The 21,726-nt window shown below is 71.3% G+C and carries 21 protein-coding genes and 1 pseudogene; 8 read left to right on the top strand and 14 right to left on the bottom strand.

The genetic code is table 11. The annotated features are described in order from the left end of the window. Window positions 1-12: 12 nt before the first annotated feature. On the bottom strand, window positions 13-513 hold the full coding sequence (locus EDD90_RS31295) for a hypothetical protein (RefSeq protein WP_123976259.1): 501 nt from the start codon (window positions 511-513) through the stop codon (window positions 13-15). A 265-nt stretch (window positions 514-778) separates the two neighbouring features. Here EDD90_RS31295 and EDD90_RS31290 point away from each other — a divergent pair, with 265 nt between their 5' ends. Continuing rightward, a complete protein-coding gene (locus EDD90_RS31290; protein WP_123976258.1) occupies window positions 779-1,330 on the top strand; it encodes an HdeD family acid-resistance protein in 552 nt (183 codons plus the stop codon). On the opposite strand, the gene EDD90_RS31285 is transcribed toward EDD90_RS31290, so the two are convergent. After that, a complete protein-coding gene (locus EDD90_RS31285; RefSeq protein WP_123976257.1) occupies window positions 1,327-2,532 on the bottom strand; it encodes a CdaR family transcriptional regulator in 1,206 nt (401 codons plus the stop codon). The two genes, EDD90_RS31290 and EDD90_RS31285, sit on opposite strands and share 4 nt — an antisense overlap. A 242-nt stretch (window positions 2,533-2,774) precedes the next feature. Then, the gene (locus EDD90_RS31280; protein WP_123976256.1) at window positions 2,775-3,815 is read right to left on the bottom strand and encodes a hypothetical protein; all 1,041 of its coding nucleotides are present in this window, start codon (window positions 3,813-3,815) and stop codon (window positions 2,775-2,777) included. Window positions 3,816-3,943: 128 nt separating this feature from the next. Between EDD90_RS31280 and EDD90_RS31275 the strand changes: the two genes are divergently transcribed. From EDD90_RS31275 to EDD90_RS31265, 3 genes are all read left to right on the top strand, one after another. Beyond that, a complete protein-coding gene (locus EDD90_RS31275; protein WP_123976255.1) occupies window positions 3,944-4,516 on the top strand; it encodes a TetR/AcrR family transcriptional regulator in 573 nt (190 codons plus the stop codon). 210 nt (window positions 4,517-4,726) lie between these two features. After that, the gene (locus EDD90_RS31270; protein WP_260328210.1) at window positions 4,727-5,086 is read left to right on the top strand and encodes a helix-turn-helix transcriptional regulator; all 360 of its coding nucleotides are present in this window, start codon (window positions 4,727-4,729) and stop codon (window positions 5,084-5,086) included. A gap of 111 nt (window positions 5,087-5,197) precedes the next feature. Further along, the gene (locus tag EDD90_RS31265; protein ID WP_123976253.1) at window positions 5,198-6,208 is read left to right on the top strand and encodes a zinc-dependent alcohol dehydrogenase family protein; all 1,011 of its coding nucleotides are present in this window, start codon (window positions 5,198-5,200) and stop codon (window positions 6,206-6,208) included. 556 nt (window positions 6,209-6,764) lie between these two features. Here the strand turns inward: EDD90_RS31265 and EDD90_RS31260 are convergent. Then, a pseudogene (locus EDD90_RS31260) lies at window positions 6,765-7,360 on the bottom strand (metal-dependent transcriptional regulator); the annotation flags it as partial. A gap of 8 nt (window positions 7,361-7,368) precedes the next feature. Next, entirely contained in the window at window positions 7,369-7,902 is a 534-nt protein-coding gene (locus EDD90_RS31255; protein ID WP_123976251.1) for a YbhB/YbcL family Raf kinase inhibitor-like protein, read from the bottom strand. A gap of 87 nt (window positions 7,903-7,989) precedes the next feature. On the opposite strand from EDD90_RS31255, the gene EDD90_RS31250 reads away from it, so the two are divergent. Then, window positions 7,990-8,697 (top strand): GntR family transcriptional regulator, encoded by a 708-nt coding sequence (locus EDD90_RS31250; RefSeq protein WP_123976250.1) that lies wholly within the window; start codon window positions 7,990-7,992, stop codon window positions 8,695-8,697. A 91-nt stretch (window positions 8,698-8,788) separates the two neighbouring features. Then, entirely contained in the window at window positions 8,789-9,286 is a 498-nt protein-coding gene (locus EDD90_RS31245) for a hypothetical protein (RefSeq protein ID WP_123976249.1), read from the top strand. Window positions 9,287-9,501: 215 nt separating this feature from the next. Here EDD90_RS31245 and EDD90_RS31240 read toward each other — a convergent pair whose 3' ends face one another. After that, complete coding sequence (locus EDD90_RS31240) at window positions 9,502-9,885, bottom strand: hypothetical protein (protein WP_123976248.1); 384 nt, start codon at window positions 9,883-9,885, stop codon at window positions 9,502-9,504. Window positions 9,886-10,324: 439 nt separating this feature from the next. On the opposite strand from EDD90_RS31240, the gene EDD90_RS31235 reads away from it, so the two are divergent. Next, window positions 10,325-10,888, top strand: coding sequence for a fasciclin domain-containing protein (locus EDD90_RS31235; RefSeq protein WP_260328209.1), 564 nt, complete (start codon window positions 10,325-10,327; stop codon window positions 10,886-10,888). Between the two features lie 51 nt (window positions 10,889-10,939). Here the strand turns inward: EDD90_RS31235 and EDD90_RS31230 are convergent, their stop codons facing one another. Together EDD90_RS31230 and EDD90_RS57700 are read right to left on the bottom strand one after the other, a co-directional pair. Then, window positions 10,940-11,605: a nitroreductase gene (locus tag EDD90_RS31230; RefSeq protein WP_123976246.1), complete on the bottom strand. Its 666-nt coding sequence runs from the start codon at window positions 11,603-11,605 to the stop codon at window positions 10,940-10,942. Between the two features lie 14 nt (window positions 11,606-11,619). Further along, window positions 11,620-11,949: a hypothetical protein gene (locus EDD90_RS57700; protein ID WP_260328830.1), complete on the bottom strand. Its 330-nt coding sequence runs from the start codon at window positions 11,947-11,949 to the stop codon at window positions 11,620-11,622. Here EDD90_RS57700 and EDD90_RS31225 point away from each other — a divergent pair. Then, window positions 11,836-12,075 (top strand): SDR family oxidoreductase, encoded by a 240-nt coding sequence (locus EDD90_RS31225; RefSeq protein ID WP_260328207.1) that lies wholly within the window; start codon window positions 11,836-11,838, stop codon window positions 12,073-12,075. The genes EDD90_RS57700 and EDD90_RS31225 overlap by 114 nt on opposite strands. Here EDD90_RS31225 and EDD90_RS31220 read toward each other — a convergent pair. From EDD90_RS31220 to EDD90_RS31195, 6 genes are all read right to left on the bottom strand, one after another. Then, a complete protein-coding gene (locus EDD90_RS31220; protein WP_123976244.1) occupies window positions 11,978-12,754 on the bottom strand; it encodes an ABC transporter ATP-binding protein in 777 nt (258 codons plus the stop codon). The genes EDD90_RS31225 and EDD90_RS31220 overlap by 98 nt on opposite strands. Before the next feature lie 3 nt (window positions 12,755-12,757). Further along, complete coding sequence (gene mdlC, locus EDD90_RS31215; RefSeq protein WP_123976243.1) at window positions 12,758-14,374, bottom strand: benzoylformate decarboxylase; 1,617 nt, start codon at window positions 14,372-14,374, stop codon at window positions 12,758-12,760. A gap of 58 nt (window positions 14,375-14,432) precedes the next feature. Then, a complete protein-coding gene (locus EDD90_RS31210) occupies window positions 14,433-16,181 on the bottom strand; it encodes a hypothetical protein (RefSeq protein WP_260328206.1) in 1,749 nt (582 codons plus the stop codon). A 46-nt stretch (window positions 16,182-16,227) separates the two neighbouring features. Then, complete coding sequence (locus EDD90_RS31205; protein WP_123976242.1) at window positions 16,228-17,028, bottom strand: ABC transporter substrate-binding protein; 801 nt, start codon at window positions 17,026-17,028, stop codon at window positions 16,228-16,230. Window positions 17,029-17,116: 88 nt separating this feature from the next. Next, window positions 17,117-19,186, bottom strand: a complete 2,070-nt coding sequence (locus tag EDD90_RS31200) for a SpoIIE family protein phosphatase (protein ID WP_185149281.1) — start codon at window positions 19,184-19,186, stop codon at window positions 17,117-17,119. A gap of 124 nt (window positions 19,187-19,310) precedes the next feature. Next, window positions 19,311-21,638 (bottom strand): SpoIIE family protein phosphatase, encoded by a 2,328-nt coding sequence (locus EDD90_RS31195; protein ID WP_311737227.1) that lies wholly within the window; start codon window positions 21,636-21,638, stop codon window positions 19,311-19,313. Window positions 21,639-21,726: the final 88 nt, after the last annotated feature.

Raw genomic sequence — 21,726 nt, 5'->3', positions numbered from 1 at the left:
GGCGCAGCGCCGCTACAGCATGTCCGGCGGCGGGAGCAGGAAGTTCCATGCGCTCAGCACCCCGCTGACGAACGCCACGAGCGAGGCGGGCAGCAGCAGGTAGAGCCCGGCGGGCCTGCCGGACGCCAGGACTGCTCCGCCGGCCACGAACAGCAGCATGACGACGATGCTGGTGTCACGGCGGTCGAAGAGTCCGGTCAGCCGCTTGTCGGCGGTGGCCGGACCGCGCCTGCGCCGCCCGATGGCCAGCAGGCTCAGGCCCCCGGCCAGCCCGGCGGTCATGAGCTCGGCGCCCAGGGCCCAGTCGGCCTGGCGGGGCGCCAGCAGAAGCGTCGCCATGACCAGCGGCGCAAGGAACAGCACGAGGGTCTGCGCCGCGATCGCACGCAGAACCGGGTGCCTGGCGATCCGATTGGCGTTGAGGGACACCGCGACGAACAACAGGCCGGTGAGGGCACCGCTGGCGCCTCCGGTCATCACGGCGAAGCTTTCCCAGTCAACGGGACCGGCCATGTCCTCGCACTCCCCGCATCGGCAACTGGAACAGGTCTTTCGGAACAGCTTCCGCGACGCTCGGGCGGTACTCCGGCGGCCACTTCCGACGGGGCCGCGCCGGGACCCCGGTCGGTGTCCGGTACGTGACGGACACCGGCACGGGCTCCCCTCCGAATGCACGTTCTGTCCGCTCCATTCAACGCCCTTCCGTCCTGTGCGAGGGCACGAAGACGGGAAGGGGTTTTGGGAGATCGCCCAACGGGAGCGCCGATAGCTTCGCGGCATGAACAAGAGCCCTGTCGCCCGCCTGGGCGCTTCCTGGACCTGGCATCTGCTCTACGGGCTGATCTCGATCGTCATCGGTGTCATAGCCGTGGCGTGGCCCGGTCCGACCCTTGTCGGACTCGCGGTGGTCCTCGGCGCTCAGCTGATTGCCACCGGGGTCTTCCGGATGGTGGGATCGGCGAGCCTGGGAGATACGGGTACCGCCCGCACCCTCACAGCGGTCCTCGGCGTGGTGAGCCTGCTGCTCGGGTTCTACGCGATCCGGCACGTTCTGATCACCGTGCTCGCGCTGGGGCTGCTGCTCGGCGTGTACTGGATCGTGGACGGCTTCACCGCCGTGTTCGCGGCGGTCGACCATCCCGGCCTGCCCGGGCGAGGGTGGAACATCTTCATCGGGATGCTCGGTGTCCTCGCCGGCCTGACACTGCTGACCTGGCCGGGGCTGTCGCTGCTGACGCTGTCCTTCCTGGCCGGGCTGTGGCTGATCATGCTCGGCGCCATGCAACTCGGCCTGGCACGCCGGATCCGAGGCATCGCCCGACCGGCCTAGGGGGTGTCCGGTCGCCCCGAGGGCGACTGCAGGGCCGCGGCGACGGTCTCCCAGGTGACCGCGAGCAGCACGAGGGTGCGGTCCCGCTGGTCCTTGAGCGACAGACCGGTCAGCTTCTCTATCCGGCCCACCCGGTACAGCAGCGTGTTGCGGTGCACCGGCAGCGCGGCCGCCGCCGTCGTGCTGTCGAAGCCGTGGACGGCCAGACACCGCAAGGTGTCCGCCAGATCCACGGCTTCGGCCCGCTCCAGCGGACCGAAGACCCGCCGGACGATCCGGTCGGAGGCTTCCGGCGAGTCGGCCAGCAACAGTTCGGGCAGGTAGTCGTCGGCGCGTATCCGGCCCCGGCGTCCGGACCGGGCCGCGATCGCGACCAGCGCGCGCAGGCCGTCGACCGCCACGCCGAGCCGCTCGCGGGCGAGTGGCGGGTCCTGGGCCAGGATCAGCCGCGGGTCTTCGAGAAACGCCGCCCAGCCGAACCCGGGCGGTGTCAGCCCGGTCACCCGGACCCCCTCGGTGAACGCGAGCGCCCCTGCCGTACGCAGCCGCGACGCCAGATCGGCATGTCCGACGGCCGTCGCCCCGGCCAGCCGGGCGGTGAAGGGGCGGTACGGTTCCGCCAGGTCGAACCCGAGCCGGGCAGCCCGGTCCTGGTCCTCGACCGTGACCGGCAGCCGCGCGCACAACCGGTCGAACAGGGCTCGGGCGCGCCGGTCTCCGGCCGTGGACGGCACGTCCTGCTGGTCGGCGTAGGCTCGCACGAACACGTCCACGACCATGTCGAGGTAGTCCTCCAGACAGCCCCAGACCGTGTCCCACTCCGCGACGAGCACCGCCCGGTCCTCGTCATCCGCCAGGTCGAGCAGTGCCTCCCAGAACATCCGCGCACCACGGCGGTAGACCAGGATGCTGTCCTCGATCGGCTGGCCGGCGGCAGCGCGAGCGCGCAGGAACTCGTGCAGTTCGGACCGGAGGTAACTGTCCGGCGGGATCCCGTTGACCATCCAGCGCAGTACGAGGTCGACGTTCCAGCGCACCACGGCCGTCCGGTCCACCGGCCACTCGAACCCGGTGTACGCCGGCAACCGGCTGAACCCGGCCTCCATCCGGCGCACCACGACGCCGACGTCGAAGCGCTCCAGAACACGCCGCAGTTCACCACCGCCTGCCGCACCCGCACCGGACGGGGGAAGCACATTCACGGGATCGATCCTTCCACATCCGTGTGCCCGTCCGGGCCCCTCGATACCCGAGCGCTCCAGGACCCGTCGATCCCTCGACGCCCTCGAACGACCTCGCCGGTGAGCACTTGCCGGGGAAGGGGCCGCCGGCACGGATTCAGCACGCATGAGGCCGGGAAACGCCTTCGAGAAGGACCCTGTGGGCCCGTGACGGCACGTCTGCGGCACCACCGTCACCCTGACCCTGATCGTGGGTCAGACGGTCACCCGCGTGCGTGCGTGTGCCGCCGTCTCAGGTGGGGGCGCAGGCTCACCAGGACTGCGGCGATCACCGCCCACAGTGCGAGCGTGGCCAATGGCTGCACCGCCTGCGCGCCGTGGAAGTAGCTCAGGTCGGTCACGGCGCGGACGGCCGCGCCCGGCGGCAGCAGGGCGGAGACGGCGCGAGCGGCGGAGGGCAGGAGGTCCGGGCCGATGGCGGCGCCGCTGGTGGAGTTGCCGACCGTGAGCAGCAGGAGGGTGGCGACGGGCACGCCGACCGGACCGAGGTAGGTGCCCAGCAGCTTGGTGGTGAACGCGGCCGCCGCGGCGAGCAGGGTCAGGGTGAAGGCCATCGGCACCACCGGCGCCGGCACCGCCCCGAGGACGGGTCCGGCGATGACGGTGGCGACGATGCCGATGGCCACCGAGGCACCGGACAGCAGCCGGAACCGGTGGCGCAGGTGCAGATGGTTCGCGAGGCCCAGGGCGTTCTGGGCGAGGACGAAGCCGGCCAGCGTGACGCCGAACGCCATGTAGAAACCGGCCAGTCCACGGGAGTCGAACCGGGCGAACGGGACGACGTCCACCGTGGTCAGGCGCCGGCCCGACCCGTGGGCGTAGGCGCCCATCAGGCTCTTCACGGCCGTCGTCGTCGAGAGCCCGTTGGCCCCGCCGACCTCCAGGCGCAACCGGCCGGAGTCCGCGGGGCCGCTGATCGAGGCCACGACATCGCGGCGCTCCACCTCGCTGCGCCCCGTGACGGCGTCGGCGACCGGACGGACATCGACGCTGTCACCGAGAACCTGGCGTATCTCGCCCGAAAGTTCCTGCCCGGCGACAGCCACCGGTATCCGGTGCGGCTGGGGGTCGCGCTGCAGGCCGACGTAGCAGCCGATGAAGGCCGCCACGACGACCAGGGCGATCACGGCCGGCTGGAGCCAGAGCCGGACCGGTGGCGCGGTTGCCGGGGAGGGAGTGGCGGTGTCGGTGTCGGTGTGGGTGGTCAGGTCGGCTTCGGCGGCCGGGCCGAGGCGAGTGGCCATGAAGTGTCTCCCGTGAAGGGGCGCCCTTGGACGAAGGGAGGGGAACGCCCCAAATAGATGGTGCAGATAATCTAAACCCGATCGGATCGTACGATAGATTGCGTACGACATCCAAAAGGAGGTGTCCTATGGGTCGCGTCTCACAGGCACAGGCACAGGCGAACCGCCGGCGGGTCGTGGAGCAGGCCTCGCAGCTGTTCCGCGAGCAGGGCACAAGCGTGAGCGTCGCGGAGCTGATGAAGGCGGCCGGCCTGACGCACGGCGGCTTCTACAAGCAGTTCGCCTCCAAGGAGGCGCTGATCGACGAGGCGGTCACCCATGCGTTCGGCGAACTGGCCGAGCACCACGCCACCACGCTCACGGAGCACAAGGGGCACCGTGCCGAGGCCCAGCAGTCCCTGATCGACGGGTACCTGTCCGTCCGGCACCGGGACAACCCCGCCTCAGGCTGCCCCGTCGCCGCGCTCGCCACCGACATGGCCCGGGACGGCGGCGACCACGGGGCCCACCGCACCTACACCGAAGGGGTGCAGGACTTCACCCAGTGGCTCGCCACCGACGACGAGGACGGCATCGCCCGGCTGTGCACCATGCTCGGCGCCCTTCTCCTGGCCCGCGCCACCAAGGACTCCCCGGTGTCCGAGCAGGTCCTCTCCGCCGCCCGCACCGCGCTGTCCCCCGCCCCGCAACCACACGCCTGACATCCACGCGTCCGACACCACCGCCGACATCGACGACGCCGGACAGGGGTGTACACCGGCGTCCGCGTCCGGGCGGCGCATCAGCCGGGCCCGCCCCGCCATCCCGCCCGCCGGCCGCAAAACCGGCGCGGGCGATTCCGGAGATCAGCCTATTTTCGATGACGGTCGTACTATGGACCGACCGCATCGATGCCACCTCAAGGAGTCACCGTGGCCCGCCCCCGCACCGCCACCCGGACCGTGGAGCACCCCGACCCGTCGGAGGTTTCGCTGCAGCAGGTCCTGGAGGCCCTGGTGGATCCGGTGCGGCGCATGGTGGTGTCGCAGCTGGCCCGGGCGGGCGAGGACAAGAGCTGCGGCACCTTCGACGCGCCGGTGTCGCTTTCGACGCTCACACACCACTTCAACGTGCTGCGCGAGGCGGGCGTGATCCGGCAGTACTACGTCGGCACGACAAAGATGAACGCACTGCGCACCGACGAGATGGAACAGCGGTTCCCCGGCCTGCTGTCGGCCGTGCTGGCCGCCGCCCTGGCGAAGGAGTCGGGCTCGACAGCCGGCGGCAACTAACTTCGACCACTATCAAAATTTGACGGCCATCGAACCTTGGGGCAGGGTGGGTAGTGCCGCCGAGCTGACTCGGTGCACTTCACACTCCCCTGTCCCAAGGACGGATCCGCCATGGCAAGACTCGTACAGTTCGACCGGCTCGGCGGCCCCGAGGTCCTCACCCTCCGCGAGGTGGAGGTGGGCGCTCCGGGAGCGGCAGAGGTGCGGATCCGCGTCGACGCGATCGGCCTGAACCGCGCCGAGATCATGTACCGCGAGGGCGGCTACTTCTACGAGCCGGTCTTCCCCTCCGCGCTCGGTCACGAGGCCGCGGGCGTGGTCGAGGCCGTCGGCCGGGACGTGGTCCACGTCGCCGAGGGGGACCCGGTCGCGGTCGTGCCGGCATTCCTGCAGAGCGAGTACGGCACGTACGGCGACCACGTCATCGTTCCCGCCTCGGCGGTTGTGCCCCGCCCCGCGGGCGTCGCCCCCATCCAGGCCGCCGCGGTCTGGATGGCCTACATCACCGCCTACGGGCCGCTCGCCGAGTCCGGCCAGGTGCGCCCGGGCGATCATGTACTGATCACCGCGGCCTCCAGCAGCGTGGGTCTCGCCGCGATCCAGGTCGCCCGGCATGTCGGTGCGATCCCGATCGCCACCACGCGCGGCGCCGGCAAGAAGCAGCGACTCCTGGACGCCGGTGCGGCGCACGTCATCGTCACCGACGAGGAGGACCTGCCCGCCCGTATCAAGGAGATCACCGGCGGCGAAGGTGTCCGCCTGGCCTTCGACCCGGTGGCGGGCCCCGGAGTCGAGACCATCGCCCAGGGCATCGCGCCCGGCGGCTTCCTGGTGGTCTACGGCGCCCTCGACCCGCGCCCCACCCCGCTGCCCAACGCCCAGTCCTTCCCGGCGCTGACCAGCAGCACGTACACCCTCTTCGAGATCACCACGAACCCCGAGCGCCTGCGCCGCGCGGTCGCGTTCGTCAACGCGGGCCTGGCCTCGGGATCCTTCACCCCGGTCGTCGACCGCACCTTCGACCTCGCGGACGTCGCCGACGCGCACCGCTACATGGAGGCCAACGGCCAGGTCGGCAAGATCGTCGTCACCGTCGCCCACGAGGACGGGACGAGATCGTGAAGCTCCCTGCGGCGCCTCGCCGGCCTGGTGGGAGCCGAGGGGTCAACTACACGTCGGCGGGGGAAAGTTGCGGTGCGTGGCGGGAGGACCGTGCCGGTGGCAGGCCAGGGCCGTGACGGGGGTTGATCCGCTGATGCACATACGACGAGAGGCCCGCTGGGTCTTGTGGGGGCTGTGGCTGGCGTGCCTGGCGTTCTCCATCTGGTTCTTCGCGGAGGTGATCACGCTGTTCCTGCAAGCCGAGTCCTGGTGACGCAGCGAGGTGTCGTGCCACTCCTGCGCCAGAACGCTTCCGTCGCAGACCGGCGAACCGCTCACCCTGCCGCGTCCCACCGACGGCATGAATCACCTTCTCGCGGGACACCCCGTACGAGTCGAGAAGGTCTGACGAGACGCCGCTCGTACCCCGCTCCGGCGGCTGCCCCGGCGCGGGTGGGAGCGGCTTTGTTCGCCGGTGGCTGCCGCAGGCGGGGGCGGTCCTCGACCGTGACCGTGGTCGAGGACCGTCCCGTAGCCGGGCGAGCGCCCTGCCGGGTTCAGGGTCTGGTCACGCTCATGACCGCGCCGCGCCGGGCCGGACCCCGCCGTACCGCGGAGTGGTCATGAGCCGGGGGCGGTCTGGACCGGCTCCCCGATGCGGCGTACGGCTGCGCTCACGCTGTCCGGTCTGGTGTCCCGGCCGCCCAGACCGACCGCGGTGCCGTCGGGGAACGGATCCGCCGCGGCGCTTTCCCGGCCGAGCTCCGCCAGGCCGGGGATCGGATCGCCGTACGGTGAGTGCGTCGGGTGCTGCAGCAGTTCCAGGATGCGGCGTTCCACGGCCTCGCTCATCACATGTTCCCAGCGGCAGGCCTCGGCGTGGACCTGCTCCCGCTCCAGCCCGATCACGTCGAGGAGCAGACACTCCGCGAGCCGGTACTTGCGCATGACACGCACGGCCAGTCGGCGGCCCTCGTCGGTCAGTTCGAGGTGCCGGTCGCCGGCGATGCGCAGCAGGCCGTCGCGCTCCATGCGGGCGACGGTCTGGCTGACCGTCGGGCCGCTCTGCTCCAGGCGCTCGGCGATGCGGGCACGCAGCGGGACCACGCCTTCCTCCTCAAGGTCCAGGAGGGTGCGCAGATACATCTCCGTGGTGTCGATGAGCCGGGACATGCCGGTCCTCAGGCGGGTGTCTCAGCGGTGACGGTCAGCACCGCGCGGGCGAGGGTGCGGCCGGCCATGGTGAAGCCGAGGACGGCCGGGGTGGCGTCGGCGGGGATGCCGATCGAGGCGACGTCGAGGGCGTGCACCACGATGAAGTAGCGGTGCGGGCCGTGCCCGGCCGGCGGGGCGGCGCCGATGTAGCGGGCCGAGCGGGTGTCGTTGGGCAGTTGGAAGGCGCCTTCGGGCAGGCCCGAGCCCGTGTCACTGCCGGCGCCCTCGGGCAGTTCGGTGACGGTGGCCGGAATGTCGGCGACCGCCCAGTGCCAGAAACCGGACCCGGTGGGGGCATCGGGGTCGTAGACGGTGACGGCGTAGCTCCTGGTGCCGTCCGGGGCGCCGCGCCAGGACAGCTGCGGGGAGATGTCCTTTCCGCCGGGCAGGCCGGAGGCGTGCTGTTCGGGCGGCCAGACGGCTCCGTCGGTGACGGTGGTGCTGGTGACGGTGAAGGACGCGACCTCGGGGAGGCGGGCGAAGGGGTCGTTGGCGATCATCTCGGCATTCCTCTCAGGGGCCTCACAACGATGAATCGATGATAACACGGATAATCGATTATCTAGGGAATCGTCTATGCTGAGGCCATGACTGGTACGGCTCACACCCCGGCCCCCGCCGGGAAGCAGATGCTTTCCGAGCAGGTCTACGCACACCTGCGAGACGCCATCCTGCGCGGTGACTTCGCCCCTGGCGACGCGCTCAAACCGCAGGACCTCGCCAAGGAACAGGGCGTGAGTCTGGCCGTCGTGCGGGAGGCGCTCGTGCGGGTGGTCGGCGAGGGGCTCGCCGACCGGCTGCCCAACCGCGGCTTCGCCGTCCCGGCCGTCTCCGACCGCCGCTGGCAGGAGATCGCGGAGGCCCGCCGGACCATCGAACCGGTCGTGCTGCGCATGTCCATCGAGCGCGGCGACGTCGACTGGGAGGCCCGCGTGCGTGCCGCCCACCACCGCCTGGCCCGTACCCCGGTGTACGTTCCGGAGGAGGGCGAGCACTACAGCAGCGCGTGGTCCGAGGCTCACAGGATCTTCCACCGCACCCTGCTGGAGGGGTGCGACAACCTCGTCCTGCTCCAGACCTTCGACCGGATGTGGACCGCCAGCGAGCTGGCCCGCCGCTGGTCGACGCACCGCAATCCCGGCCGGGACGGGTCCCTGGAACACCGGCAACTGGAGGAGGCGGCACTCGCCCGCGATGCCGACACCGCAGCCGAGACCCTGGTCCGGCACCTCACCCAGACCGCGGAGGTGCTGACGGCCGGCTACGCCCCCCTGGAGCCCGTCAACGAAGCCTGATGCACCCCGCGTTGTCCGGACTGCGGGCGGTCGTCCGGTGCAGGCGCCTGCTCTACTTGAGCGCAGGACCCGGTGAACGACGGAGACCGACATGGGTGTGCTGTACGACTACTTCCACGCGACCGACCACACCACGGCGGTGGACCAGGCCATCGGCCCCGACGGCGACTGGCTCGACGGGACGTCGCTGGAGGAGGCGGGCGCGGACTGGATCGATGCAAAGGGCCTGGACCCGGACATCGTCCTGGGCCAACTGGTCGCCTACGCCGAGGCCGTGCCCTTCGCCGACCAGCAGGACGCGCCGGAACTGGTCTGGCCCGAACCGCCGTACCCCCAGGGCGAGCCCATCGCCCCCGACTCCCCCTGGGACACGGGGCTGATTCTCCAGCAACTCCCCGATCGTTGGCGGGACATCCTCGCCGCCCTCCCCGAGGACGCCGTCCCGATGGTGGCGGCCCAGTGGTACGAGATCGAGGAGGTCGACTTCGCGGACTACCTCGATGCCGAGAACGCGGTCGGCACGTTCAAGGCCCTGGCGTCGAGGGCGCGGACGGCCGCCGCCCATCTTTATTGCCGGTGCTGCGTGTGAAACGGCCCGTCGGAATCCGAGCATGGCGTGTGACACCCACAGCCGCAGTGTCAGAGGGTGGCGCGTGCCCAGCCGTGTTTGTGCTACGCGTCTCCCACCTCGCCGTTCTCGAACCGCCTCCATTCTCCCCGACAGCGCACCTCGGCGGCCCCGGCGGACAACGGCACCCCGGGCGCGCGCGTGACGGGCGCGCCCTTGTGCACCTGCGGTGACCGCTACCGGAGCAGGATGATCACAATGCTCCCGTTGACGAATCGATGGTCGAAGCGGTGGCCGAAGCCGTGGTCAAAGCCGTGGTCAAAGCCGTGGTCAAAGCCGTGGTCAAAGCCATGGTCGAATCGGTGGTCGAAGCAGAACCCCGAGTGGTTGAAGCAGAACCCGGGCTGATCGAAGCCGAACCCTGGGTGCTCGAAGCGGAACCCGCCGTTGTCGAGGCAGCGCCAGTCGTCGTGGCCGAAGCAGGAGTCGGTGGGTACCTGGGTGTGCACTGCAGGGGCTGCCGCCACGGCCGTGCCGGCTGCGCCTATCGCAGCGCCGCCGGCCATCAGAACGCCGGCAGCGAACGCCGCGCCGAGACGCCTCGCGCTCAGTGCTCGCATGATGGATACGCCCCCTTCCTTCCGTCGTCTCGCGCGACTCGGTGGCACGAGATGGATGGCTGCAGCCGCGAGCACGTCCCGCATCCAGGATCCCGCTGCACGGGAACCGGCCGACCAGGTGCGCACTCGCAGGATGCGGCCTATTTCCGATACGTCACAGACGCCCTTTTGGATTGCTCCTCGGGGGGCGTGGGTTCACACGCGGCCCTGCTCAGGGCGTTGCCCGGGGCCTGGACCGGGCCCGGACTTCGAGATGCGGCCACCGCACCGGCTGGATACGCTCGCTCAGTGGCCGGGTGACGATATGGCCGGGTGACGATGGCCCGAGGCCGCGGCGCGGCAGCCGCCCCGCCCCGCCCGCGGAACGGAGAATCCGCAGTCCCGACCTCTGCAGTGTTCACGCCTCCACGGGAGGAAGGTTGCGATGAGGTTCACCCACATGCGTACCGCAAAGGCAACGGCGGCCGTTCTGGTCGCCGTCCCGCTGGCGTTCGGCGGCCTGGCGTCGCAGAGCCACGCGCAGGATGCATCTCCCGGCCCGTCGGGGACGTTCGGTCCCGGCTGTTCGGCGCTCTCCCAGAAGGCCAACACGGCCAGGGACCGGGTCATGGAGGCCGCCGCCGCGTATCCACAGCTCAGCCAGCTGGTCTCGGCCGTGGTCAGAGCAAGGCTGAACGGCACCCTCGACGGGAAACCGCACATCACCGTCTTCGCCCCCAACGCCCAGGCCTTCCAGAAGGTGACCGCGTCACAGCTCACCTCGCTGCTCGGCAACCAGGGGCAGCTGAAGAAGGTGCTGACCTATCACGTCGTGAACAAGCAGATCACCCCGAACGAGCTCTCCCACGGCTCCTTCACGACGGTGGAAGGCAGCAAACTGACCACATCGGGCTCGGGTACCACCTTCAAGGTCAACGGCAAGGCGAACATCGTCTGCGGCAACATCAAGGCCGCGAACGCCACCATCTACGTCGTCGACGCGGTTCTCCAGCCCCCGTCCTGAGCGGGACTCAGCGGGACCCGGGCGGGACCTGGGCGGGACCCGGGCGGCGGGTCACACCCCGACGAAGCTCACCGTCTCCGCCATGTCCGCCCGCCCGGTCCGCAGCCGCGGCACGCCGTCCCTCTCGAATCCCACCGAGACACCGCAGAAGAGTGTGAGCCCGTCGCCGGCTCCGACTGTCCGGCTGACGGTGTCCCGGTACATCGTCCACATCACCTGGGGGCAGCTGTGCAGCCCTTCCGCCCTCAGCAGCAGCATGACCGTCTGCAGGTACATCCCCGCGTCCCCCCACTGCCCGGGTCCCATCGTCCGGTCGAGGTAGCAGAACAGTACGACCGGCGCCCCGAACGCCCCCGAGTTCAAGGCAGCGATCTTCCTGGGGCGCTCGGGGTCGTCGCGCTCGATGCCCAGCGCCTCGTACCGCTGGGCGGCCGCGGCGGAGAAACGGTCCAGGTAGGGCGGGGCCAGTTCGGCCGGGTACATCGGGTACTCCCGCTCATCGCCCGGGTCTCCCGCCAGCGCCCTGGCCGTGGCGCGTCGCTTCAGCTCGGCCAGGGGCTCGCCGGCCACGACGTACACATGCCACGGCTGCAGGTTCCCGCTTGACGGAGCCCTCGTCGCCGCGGCCAGCACTCGTTCGAGCACCTCTCTGGGCACCGGCTCATCGCTGAACGCCCGCACGGCCCTGCGACTGTCCACGGCTTCGTACACATCCACGTCTCCTGGTCCTCTCACATCGGGGCGGGCAGCGAAGGCACCAGGACGATCGTCGCGCACGGCGAGCGGACCGGGCGAAGACCTCGACATGTTCCGGGACCGATGAAGATTCGGTTCATGGCGGGCCAGAAGCAGGGACGGTCGCGGCCCGGGGTTTCCGGATGAGGCCACCGACGGGAACTGGCCCGGGAGAGCGCGTCCGTCATCGTCTCCGGCCGCAATGCGGCCAAGTGGCCTTCAACAACGCCGGCACCGCGGCGGTCGGCCGTGTCGGCGAAGCGCACGAGGTCGCCCAGGTGGCTCTCTTCCTCCTGTCCGACCGGGACTCCTTCGTCACCGGGCATTCGGTCATGGTGGACGGCGGACAGAGCGTCAACCGACCGGCGGCGGCCCTCCCGGCGGAGTGCCTCGCACCGCCCGGCCCACTTCCGTGCGCAGCGCCACGAAGACGGGTGAGCTGCGGGTGGTGATCTGGTCCCGCTCCCGCGGCAGGGCGACCGGGAGGTCCCGGACGACGTGGGAGCCGGGGCCCGGGGAGAGGACGACGACCCGGTCGCCCACGTACACGCTCTCGTCGATGTCGTGGGTGACGAACACGATGGTCGTGTCGTCGGTGCGATGGACTTCGAGGAGGAGGTCCTCCAGGTCCTCCCGGGTGCCCGCGTCCAGCGAGCCGAACGGCTCGTCCATGAGCAGCAGCGAGGGACGGCAGACCAGGGCGCGGGCGATGGCGACGCGCTGTTGCATACCGCCGGACAGTTCGCGCGGATGGCGCCGGGCGGCCCCGTGCAGGCCGACGCGTCCGAGGATGGTCTCGGCCTCGGCCCGGCGGGCGGCACGGGTCAGGCCCCGGCGGCGCAGCGGCAGGGCCACGTTGTCGCGGACGGTGAGCCAGGGCAGCAGCGAGCGGCCGTACTCCTGGAAGACCACCGCCAGCCGCTCCGGCACGCCGGTCACCGGTGTCCCGTCGACCGTGATCGTGCCCTCCTGTGCGGGCAGCAGCCCGGCGATGGCGCGCAGGAGCGTGGACTTTCCGCAGCCGGAGGGCCCGACCACGCTGAGGAGTTGCCCGTCGGGCACGGTCAGGCTGATGCCGTCCAGGACGGGCCGGCCCCCGAAATGCCGGCTGACGGAGTCGAGGCGCAGCATCCCTCACCCCGCCCGGGTCTCGTACAGGGTGGCCGTGCCGCCGGTCACCACGACGTGCAGCAGGAAGGGGCCGGCGTCGTCACCGCGGCCCAGGGCGTGGTCCAGGGCGTCCGGCAGTTCGCCGGGGTGCTCGGCGCGGGCCGCGGGGCAGCCGAAGGACTGCGCGAGTGCCGTGAAGTCGATGCCCGTGATGTCCGTGCCGGGGACGGGCGCGATGCCGATCCGGCGGCCCAGCGCGCGGACGGCCCCGTAACCGCCGTTGTCCACAAGGACGTAGGTGACCGGTGCCGTGTGGCGGGCCGCGGTCCACAGGGCCTGTACCGAGAACAGCGCCGAACCGTCCCCGACCACGCACACCACCCGGCGCCGGTCGGCGAGGGCCCGGCCCACCGCCAGGGGCAGGCCCCAGCCGAGCGCGCCGCTGCCCGTGGTGAGGAAGCCGCCGCTCGACGCTACGGGCACGCGCGCGTGCAGCGTGTCCCGGTGGCTCGGCGCCTCCTCCACGAGGACCCTCTCGCGCGGCAGGCGGGCGCGCAGCAGGTCGAAGAGCAGCTCCGGGGTGATGTGTCCGCCGGCACGGGCCGGGGGCGGCGCCGGACGGGGCGGCGGCGGTTCGCGGTCGGCCGCCGTCTTCAGCAGCCCGGTGAGTCGCTCCAGCGCCGGCCGCAGGGTGGTGACGATGCTGGTGCCGGTGGGCAGCCAGGCGGCCTGGCCGGGGTCGCAGTCCAGGTGGAACAGTTCGGTGCCGGGCGCGAGCGGCGGACCGCCGTCGTCCGCCACGTGATAGGTGAACACCGGCGCGCCGAGGGCGACCACCACGTCGTACGGCGCGAGAGACGCGGACAACTGGCGGGCGACGGGCGGCAGGAAGCCCTGGAACAGCGGATGCGACTCCGGGAAGCCGGAGCGGCCGGAGAGGGGGCTGATCCACACCCCGGCCCGGATCCGCTCGGCCAGCGCGCGGACCGGCTCCAGCGCGTCCTCGTCGTCGACGCCCGGACCCACCACGAGTGCCGGGCGCACACAGGTCTCCAGGCGGGCGGCGAGCGCGTCGAGGGCGGCCGGGTCGGCCGTGAACCCCGAGTGCAGCGTGCGGGGCGTGACGGGTTCGGCGGGCCGGTCCCAGTCGTCCTCGGGCACGGACACGAACACCGGGCCGCGTGGCGGCGTCATCGCGATCCGGTAGGCCTCGGCGAGCACGGCCGGCACGTCCTCGGCACGCTCCGGCTGGCGCGCGTACTTCACGTACGGGCGCGGGAACAGGGCCGGTTCGTCGGCGCCCAGGAACGGCCGCAGCCGGAGCAGCGAGCGCGCCTGCTGACCCGCCACGATCACCAGCGGCACCCGGTCGCGGAAGGCGTTGAAGACCGCGCCGAGGGCGTGCCCCGTCCCGCCGGCCGAGTGCAGGCCGACGAACGCGGCCCGCCGGGTGCCGAGCGCGTGCCCGGCCGCCATGCCGACGGCGACGGACTCCTGCAGCCCCAGCACATAGGTGAAGTCGTCCGGCCAGTCGCGGAACATCCGCAGTTCCGTGGAGCCCGGATTGCCGAAGACCGTGGTCATGCCGGTGTCGCGCAGCAGTCGTAGGACCGCCTCGCGCACCGTCGTGGCCGTCGTCATGCCGTCCTCCTTGCGGACACGGACAAGGCCATGGCCGTAGCCGTGGACGAAACCGGGCCTACGAGTCTCTTCTCGGCCGCCAGCAGTCCGGTGTTGAGGAGATACCGTTCCTATGCAGTTGGCCAGTGCTGGCCAACTCCTCGCAAACCAGGCCGGTTGGGGCCCGGTGACCTCGCGAACGGTCTTCGAGGTCCGGGAACAGCACAAGCTGGTCACCTCGGCACGGTCGGGTCTTGCCGCCCCGGTGGGGCGTGCCCGCTGTCCTGGGTGGGCCCGTGGTCCCGCGCAGCCTGGGAATGGATGCGGTCTGGCCGGTAGCTCTCCGCCGCCCGATCCTCTGGTCGGGTGCGGTCACACCTGGCCGACGCCGGATCCTGTGTCCCAGGCCACGCCGTCCGATCGTCACCGAGGCACCATGGTGCCGGGTGACGGCGGTCTTGGTCTGCCGCTGGAGCGGGTTCTTCCAGTACTTCTCGCCCCAGATGGAGGTGTAGGCGGGGTCGACGGCGATGACGGCCAGGCCTTGATGGTGGGCCATGGAGCACAGTCGTTCGCGGAAGCGTGCAGTGGGGATGCCTGCGACCGTGCGGCGGAAGGTCTTGCCCCGGCGGCCGCGGCCCATGGTTTCCCGGCCGGTGGTGCGTGCGTCGGCGAAGCCCAGGTTCTCCACCACGATCGCCGCGCAGCCGTGCTCGCGGGCGAGGGCGATGAGGCGGGTGATCGCCGCCCGCAGGCGCCCATCCCGTGTGGTGGCGGGGCCGGTCAGCTCCAGCGGGACCGTGTTCGGTTCACCGACCGGGTTGCCGTGCTCGTCGAGGACGATGGCGGCGAGGTGGTCGGCGTTGAGGTCGACGGCGAGCAGCTTCGCGCCCAAGGCCCGGATCTCTTCCGGGGTCGGGGGGTTGGTAGTGGGGATAGACCAGGACGCGTACAGGTACCAGCGGTCGCGGGCCGGGTCGTGGACGATGTCGTAGCGCACGGCCCGGTTGGCGCTCACCCGGTCCAGCCACTCCGGACGGCGGTGGTGGAAGGTGAGCGTGCAGGAAAGCCGGTAGCGCCCGCGTGGGGCGTTGGCCAGATACCGCAAGGGCTCCGGCAGCACCAGCGCGACTGAACCGTCTGCGGGATCAACAGTGATGGTGTAGTTGCCGTGCGGGGCCCCGGACTCCCCGTCGGCAGTCAGAAACAGCCGAGCAGCGTCCCACCGCTTGCGCCAGCCGACTTCGGTGAGGCCGGCCTCAGCGGGGTGGTGACGGGTTCTGGTCAGTCGGCGTCCGCCCACCGTGATCGAGGGGCGCCCCTGCTCGATCCGCTGCTCCACCACCGCCAAGCGGGCTTGAAGCTTGCTCAGATGCCGCTGCTTCTGCCAGCGTTCAGCCCGGTCGGCATACCCACGCACCCGACCCTGCCGCTGCCCGCACGCCACCGCCAGCCGCTGCTCGATCTTGCGGATCCGGCGCCGCAGACCGGCCCGCTCATCCCTGAGGCAGCGCATCGACAGCTGGTACTGGTCCTCCGATGCACGGGTCATCGCCCCCGCCCATCGCGACGAGGAAAGAGCCGTCAGCCGCTTCTTCCTCGCCGCACGCCAGGTCTGCTTCGCCGGAACGTTCCCCATCCGGACACGTGCGGCCAGATCCCCCCGCTGGTGGCGACCCAAATGCTCGCCGACCAGCGTCAGGACCTTCACATCCGCCGCCGTCAGGTCCTTCAGCCGGTCCCGGATCCGCGCCCCGGACGGAGCGGCCACCGTGAACGAGGCAGCCAGCTCGCGCAGCTCACGCTTCCTCCCCTGCTTGCGCACCACCGGGCACCCCTCCCTCGGCTGCATCGAACGAATCCACCACCATCGATCATGCATTCCCCGCAGGCGCAACACCCTGAGAAGCGGCCCAGTTCATCCCATCGAGCGACACCCCGGCCAACAACGACCAAACAACCGAATCAACGGTTGGCAACCCGTCGACGGGCAGGCCCTTCGCCGGTCCCGAACCCCCGTCGAGCAGCACCCTCGCGCCCAGTTCGCCCTGGATGGCCGTGTCGAAGGGCTCGACCGCGTGGGCGGCGTCCACCTGGCCCCGCTGCAGGGCCGGGCCCATCTGCGGGAACAGGATCTGCCGGTAGACGGGGCGCCCGGCGTGCCGGGCGTCGAGGATCGCGTTCAGGGTCAGGGACTGGATGTTGTTCAGGACGGCGACGGCGACCTTCTTGCCGGCGAGGTCCGCGGGCGACTTCAGGGCGGAGTCCTTGGGCACGAGGACATCCATCATGTGCGGGGCGATCCGCACGCCCTCGGCGAGGATGCGCAGGTCCAGGGTGCCCTTCTCGTACGCCTGGAGGTAGGTGACGTAGTTCGCGCTCGCGATGACGTCCACCTGGCCCTTGAGCAGTGCGGGCAGCGCCTGGATGCTCTGCTGCACGGGCTGGATGCGTACGTCCAGGCCCTCCTTGGCGAACAGCCCGCGGTCCCGGGCCAGGTAGAGAGCTACGGAGTCGGTGAGCGGGAGTGCCGCCACGGTCAGCTGCTGCCGGCCGTCTGCGGAGTGCGATGTGCCGCCGCTGTCACAGCCCGCCAGGATCAGTGCCGCGGCGGCGGCGAGCGCGGCAGCGCGAGTGGTTCCCGAACGCGATCGACGTAACCGTTGTAAGGGCATGTCGGCATCACTACCCGAATTTGTCATGATCGCTACAGATCGGGGGTGGTTTTCGGGCGCTTCGGAGGAGATCTTCTTCAGAAGCCGGTCAGGCCGTGGGGCGGCCGATGCGGGCGGCGAGGATGGTGATGTCGTCCTCGGCGGGACTGGGGGCGAAGCGGTCCATGAGGGTGTTGCACAGCTCGTCGAGGTCGTTGTGCGGGCCGTCGAGAAGGCGGACGAAATCGTCCAGCCGCTCGTCCAGGTCGGTCCCGCGGGTCTCGATGAGGCCGTCGGTGTAGAAGACGACGATGCTGCCCGGGTCCAGGGCGACCTCGGTGGTGGTGAAGCGGATGCCGCCGATGCCCAGGGGCGCGCCGGCGGGCAGGTCGAGCAGGCGGGCGCTGCCGTCGGGTGTCACCACGGCGGGCGGGGGGTGGCCGGCGCGGCCGAGCCGGCAGCGGGCCGCCGTGCAGTCGCAGATGCCGTAGAGGCAGGTGGCCAGGAGGGGGCTGTCGAGTTCCTGGAGCGCGTCGTCGAGGTGGTGCAGAAGCTGGTCGGGGGGCAGGTCGAGGTGGGTGAAGGCCCGCACGGTGGTGCGCATCTGCCCCATGATCGCGGCGGCCTGGATGCCGTGGCCCATCACATCGCCGATGACCAGGGCACCCTTGCCGGGGGCGAGGGTGGCGACGTCGAACCAGTCCCCTCCGACCTCATGGACGTCGGAGGCGGGCCGGTAGCAGTGGGCGATCTCGATGCCCGCCGGGGGTTTCGGGAGACTGGGGAGCATGCTGCGCTTCAGGGTGAGCGCGACGTCGTGCTCACGGTGGTACAGCCGGGCGTTGTCGATGCAGACGGCGGCGTGGGCGGCCAGATCGCCGGCGACCGCGAGATCGGCGGCGTCGAAGGCGGGCCGGTCGCCGTCCCGCAGGAAGGTCGCGACGCCGAGGACCAGGCCGCGGGCCGCGAGGGGCACCATCATCATCGACGTCACGCCCAGGGACCGGAGCCGTCCGGGAATCGAGGAGTAGCGGGCGGCCTGCGCGACGGCACGGGCGTCGATGCGGCGCAGGAGGAAGGGCCGGCGGTCGATGACGGCCTGCGCGTAGGGCGCGCTCGCGGGGAAGTGCAGGGTGCCGCCGACGGGGGTGAGGATGTCGGCGGCCGCGTGCCCCCGGGCGGGTGCCTTGCCGAGGCGGCGCAGGGCGGCACCGCCCCACAGGCTGGTCATCGGCTCGGTGGCTTCGGTGAGGTCGGCCAGGGCGTCGACGGTGGCGATGTCGGCGAGGCGGGGCACGGCGATGTCGGCCAGCTCCTGTCCCGTCCGGGCCGCGTCGAGGGTGGTGCCGATCCGCAGCGTGGCCTCGTTGAGCAGTGCCAGACGCTCACGGCCGGCGGTGGCCTCTCGCTCGCTCTTCTCCTGGGTGGTGACATCGATGATCGTGGCGTTGATCCCCAGCGGTTCGCCGGCCGCGTCCTCCAGGCGGAAGTAGGAGCAGGACCACACGCGCTCGTGGTCGGGGCTCGCGGGGGTACGGCCGATACGGCGGAAGTTCACCACGGGGGCACCGGTGACCAGCACCCGTCGCATCGCCGCTTCCATCTGCTCGCTGTTGACCCCGGGCAGGACCTCCGAGGGCCGGCGCCCCAGGTGCGCCGCGGCGGGCAGCCCGTTCATCGCCTCCAGGGCACGATTGACCTGCTGGAACCGCAGCTCGGTGTCGAAGATCGCCAGTCCCACCGGGGAGCGGGCGAACATCGCGTCCAGCGGGCCGTCGGCTTCGCGGGCCCGGCGCGCCTCACCGGCGTCGGCGGCCAGGAGGAGTACGTCCCAGCCCTCGCCGCCCGGTGCGGGCACGGGACACCCCCACACCTCCGTCCCGATGGTGGCGCCGTTCTTGTGCCGCATCGGGAACTGCCCGGTCACGGTGCGCCCGGCGGCGACCGCGTCGTGCACGGCGCGGGCCTCCCGGCGATGGTCGGGCAGGACGAGGTCGGTGAGGTCACGGCCGATGACCTCGTCGGTGGCGTAGCCGAGCAGTTCGGGGGCGGCCTTCGCCCACTGCCTGATCCGTCCGGTGGCATCGGAGACGATCAGGGCGACGGGCAGCGGATTCCACCATGCCGCGGCCTGCCCGACCGCAGCCGTCCGCTCCCCGGCCTGCCTGGGATCCGGCATCACGAGTGCTCCAAGCTGCTGCTTTCCCATTATGAACAGGTTTGCGAGCGGCGACACCGGAGTCTGCGACGGCGGTCGACTGCTGCGCGGGGTGGCGGCGGACGGCCGCGTGGCACGGCGGCGCCTACGGCATGTGGAGCACCTGCTCGGCCCAGATGGTCTTGCCGGTGCGGGTGTAGCGGGTGCCCCAGCGCTGGGTGAACTGGGCGACCATGAACAGACCCCGGCCGGCCTCGTCGAACACCCGGGCCCGGCGCAGATGGGGACTGACGCCGCTGCCGTCGCTGACCTCGCAGATCAGCGTGTCCCCCTTGATGAGCCGCAGCCGGATCGGCCCTCCGGCGTGCCGCATCGCGTTGGTGACCAGCTCGCTCACCACCAGCTGCGTGACGAACCCGGCCTCCGCCAGTCCCCACAGGGCAAGCTGCTCCGCCACCAGCCTGCGGGCGTCGGCGACGACCGCGGGATTGCCCGGCAGGTCCCAGCTGGCCAGGCGGTCCTCGTCGAACACGCGGGGGCGGGCCAGGAGCAGGGTGACGTCGTCGGCGTGCGGTTCGGGGCACAGGGTGTCCAGGACGGTGTCGCACAGGGCGTCGAGCGTGGCGGCCGGCAGGGCGAGGGCGCCGCACAGGTCCGAGAACCCCTGGTCGACGTCACGCTCCCGGGTGGTGAGGAGGCCGTCGGTGAACAGTGCCAGCATGCCCCCTTCGGGCACGATGACGTCCGCCGCCTCGAACGGCAGACTGCCGAGCCCCAGCGGAGGCCCGCAGGGCAGGTCGATGACGCTGCTGGTGCCGTCCGGGTGGATCAGCACGGGGGCGGGGTGGCCGGCGCGGGCCAGGGAGCAGGTACCGGAGACCGGGTCGTAGACGGCGTACAGACAGGTGGCACCGATGTCGCCGGGGATCTCACCGGTGGGCTCGCCGCCCTGCTCCCCCGCGGCGTGGGTGATGATGTCGTCGAGGTGGGTGAGGAGTTCCTCGGGCGGCAGGTCGATGTCGGCGAGGGTGCGTACGGCGGTACGCAGCCGGCCCATGGTCGCGCAGGCGTTGACACCGTGGCCGACGACGTCGCCGACCACCAGGCCGACCCGTGCTCCGGGCAGCGGGACCACGTCGAACCAGTCACCGCCCGCCTGGGTGCCGCAGTCGCCCGCGGGCAGGTAACGGGCGGCCGTCTCCACAGCGGGGTGCACGGCCGACTCCCGCGGAAGCAGGGCCCGCTGCAGGGCGAGCGCGATGCCGCGTTCCCGGGTGAACCGGCGGGCGTTGTCCAGACAGATCGCGAGCCGGTCCACGAGATCCTCGCTGATCGCCGTGCAGTCCGGGCCGAAGGCCTCTTCGTGCGAGGCCGCGTACCTGACGAACAGGACCGCCCCGAGGGAGACTCCCTGGGCCCGGATCGGCACCGCGATGAGCGAGTGGGGGCCGAACGTCTCCGCGAGCGCCGCCTGGACGGGGTCCTCGGCCAGCCAGCCGGTGATCTCGGGATCCTTGGTGCTGTGCCGGACGGCCCGGCCCTCGGCCAGGCACCGCGCGACCGGCGACGACCACGGATGGGCGTGCGCCTCCGTGGCGCTGATCACCGTGTCGAGCGACTGCCCGGCGGCCCACCGGTAGGCAGCCGTGCGCAGGGCGGTGGCGTCCCGGGGGAGGACGGGCGCGGGCAACTCGCCCTGGAAGACGGGCTCCAGAAGGTCCACGCTGACGAAGTCGGCGAAGCGGGGGACCGCGAGTTCCGCGAATTCCCGTGCCGTTCCCGTGATGTCCAGGCTCGTACCCACCCGGGTCCTGGCCTCGCTGATCAGGGCGATGCGCTCCCTGGAGTCGTACTGCTGGGAGTAGTCGGACGCCGCCACGCCCACCGCTCGCACCGAGCCGTCGGCGTCCTTGAGCGGGAAGACGTCCATGGCCCAGGCGTGCGCCTTGGCTTCCCCGGGGAGTCTGACGATGGGCTCGGCCGCCTCCGCCTTCCCGGTCCTGGCCACTCGGAGGACCCGCCGCTCCACCTCCTCGATCGCGTTGCCCTGGAGAATCTCGGTCAGGCGCCGCCCGCAGGCCTCCTGCTCGGAGAAGCCCCCCGCTCCGAGCATCGGCTCGTTCCCGCGCAGCAGGCGCGCGTCGAGGTCGCAGATGGCGACGGCGAGCGGCTGCTGCTCGAATATCCACTGCGGGAGCAGGGCATCCTGGAGGGTGTCCGTCGCGGCCTCGGGAACGGCCGTCAGCAGGAGCAGGAAGCCGCAGTCCCGGTCGGTGTCCTGCAGCGGGCACAGGTGCACCCGTGCGTGCAGCGGGATGCCGTCGCGGTGCCGCAGCGCTCCCTCGGCCGTCAGCAGATCGTCCACCGGCCTGCCGATGATCTCGACAGGGGCGTAGCCGAGCAGTTCCTGCGCACCGCTGCTCCAGTGGGTGACGCAGCCGTCCCGGTCCAGCACGCCCGCCGCGGCGGACACGTCCAGGCGAGCACCGGTGAATTGGCGAGTGTTCCGCCTGCCCCAGGTGTGCATGGTGGTCTCTGATCTCTTGTCCCAGGCAGTATCC

Source organism: Streptomyces sp. Ag109_O5-1 (genome assembly GCF_003814875.1).
Lineage (GTDB): Bacteria > Actinomycetota > Actinomycetes > Streptomycetales > Streptomycetaceae > Streptomyces > Streptomyces sasae.
The sequence above is the reverse complement of the archived record's forward strand: the minus strand, read 5'-3'. Positions and strand labels throughout refer to the sequence as shown.

What these genes read in the sequence shown, in the direction of transcription:
- EDD90_RS31255 (WP_123976251.1), bottom strand. Translation starts at nt 7,902, where the DNA reads ATGATCGCCAACGACCCCTTCGCCCGCCTCCCCGAGGTCGCGTCCTTC.
- EDD90_RS57700 (WP_260328830.1), bottom strand. Translation starts at nt 11,949, where the DNA reads ATGCCCGGTGACGAAGGAGTCCCGGTCGGACAGGAGGAAGAGAGCCAC.
- EDD90_RS31290 (WP_123976258.1), top strand. Translation starts at nt 779, where the DNA reads ATGAACAAGAGCCCTGTCGCCCGCCTGGGCGCTTCCTGGACCTGGCAT.
- EDD90_RS31295 (WP_123976259.1), bottom strand. Translation starts at nt 513, where the DNA reads ATGGCCGGTCCCGTTGACTGGGAAAGCTTCGCCGTGATGACCGGAGGC.
- EDD90_RS31240 (WP_123976248.1), bottom strand. Translation starts at nt 9,885, where the DNA reads ATGCGAGCACTGAGCGCGAGGCGTCTCGGCGCGGCGTTCGCTGCCGGC.
- EDD90_RS31280 (WP_123976256.1), bottom strand. Translation starts at nt 3,815, where the DNA reads ATGGCCACTCGCCTCGGCCCGGCCGCCGAAGCCGACCTGACCACCCAC.
- EDD90_RS31205 (WP_123976242.1), bottom strand. Translation starts at nt 17,028, where the DNA reads ATGCCCTTACAACGGTTACGTCGATCGCGTTCGGGAACCACTCGCGCT.
- EDD90_RS31275 (WP_123976255.1), top strand. Translation starts at nt 3,944, where the DNA reads ATGGGTCGCGTCTCACAGGCACAGGCACAGGCGAACCGCCGGCGGGTC.
- mdlC (WP_123976243.1), bottom strand. Translation starts at nt 14,374, where the DNA reads ATGACGACGGCCACGACGGTGCGCGAGGCGGTCCTACGACTGCTGCGC.
- EDD90_RS31220 (WP_123976244.1), bottom strand. Translation starts at nt 12,754, where the DNA reads ATGCTGCGCCTCGACTCCGTCAGCCGGCATTTCGGGGGCCGGCCCGTC.
- EDD90_RS31250 (WP_123976250.1), top strand. Translation starts at nt 7,990, where the DNA reads ATGACTGGTACGGCTCACACCCCGGCCCCCGCCGGGAAGCAGATGCTT.
- EDD90_RS31245 (WP_123976249.1), top strand. Translation starts at nt 8,789, where the DNA reads ATGGGTGTGCTGTACGACTACTTCCACGCGACCGACCACACCACGGCG.
- EDD90_RS31200 (WP_185149281.1), bottom strand. Translation starts at nt 19,186, where the DNA reads ATGCCGGATCCCAGGCAGGCCGGGGAGCGGACGGCTGCGGTCGGGCAG.
- EDD90_RS31235 (WP_260328209.1), top strand. Translation starts at nt 10,325, where the DNA reads ATGCGTACCGCAAAGGCAACGGCGGCCGTTCTGGTCGCCGTCCCGCTG.
- EDD90_RS31265 (WP_123976253.1), top strand. Translation starts at nt 5,198, where the DNA reads ATGGCAAGACTCGTACAGTTCGACCGGCTCGGCGGCCCCGAGGTCCTC.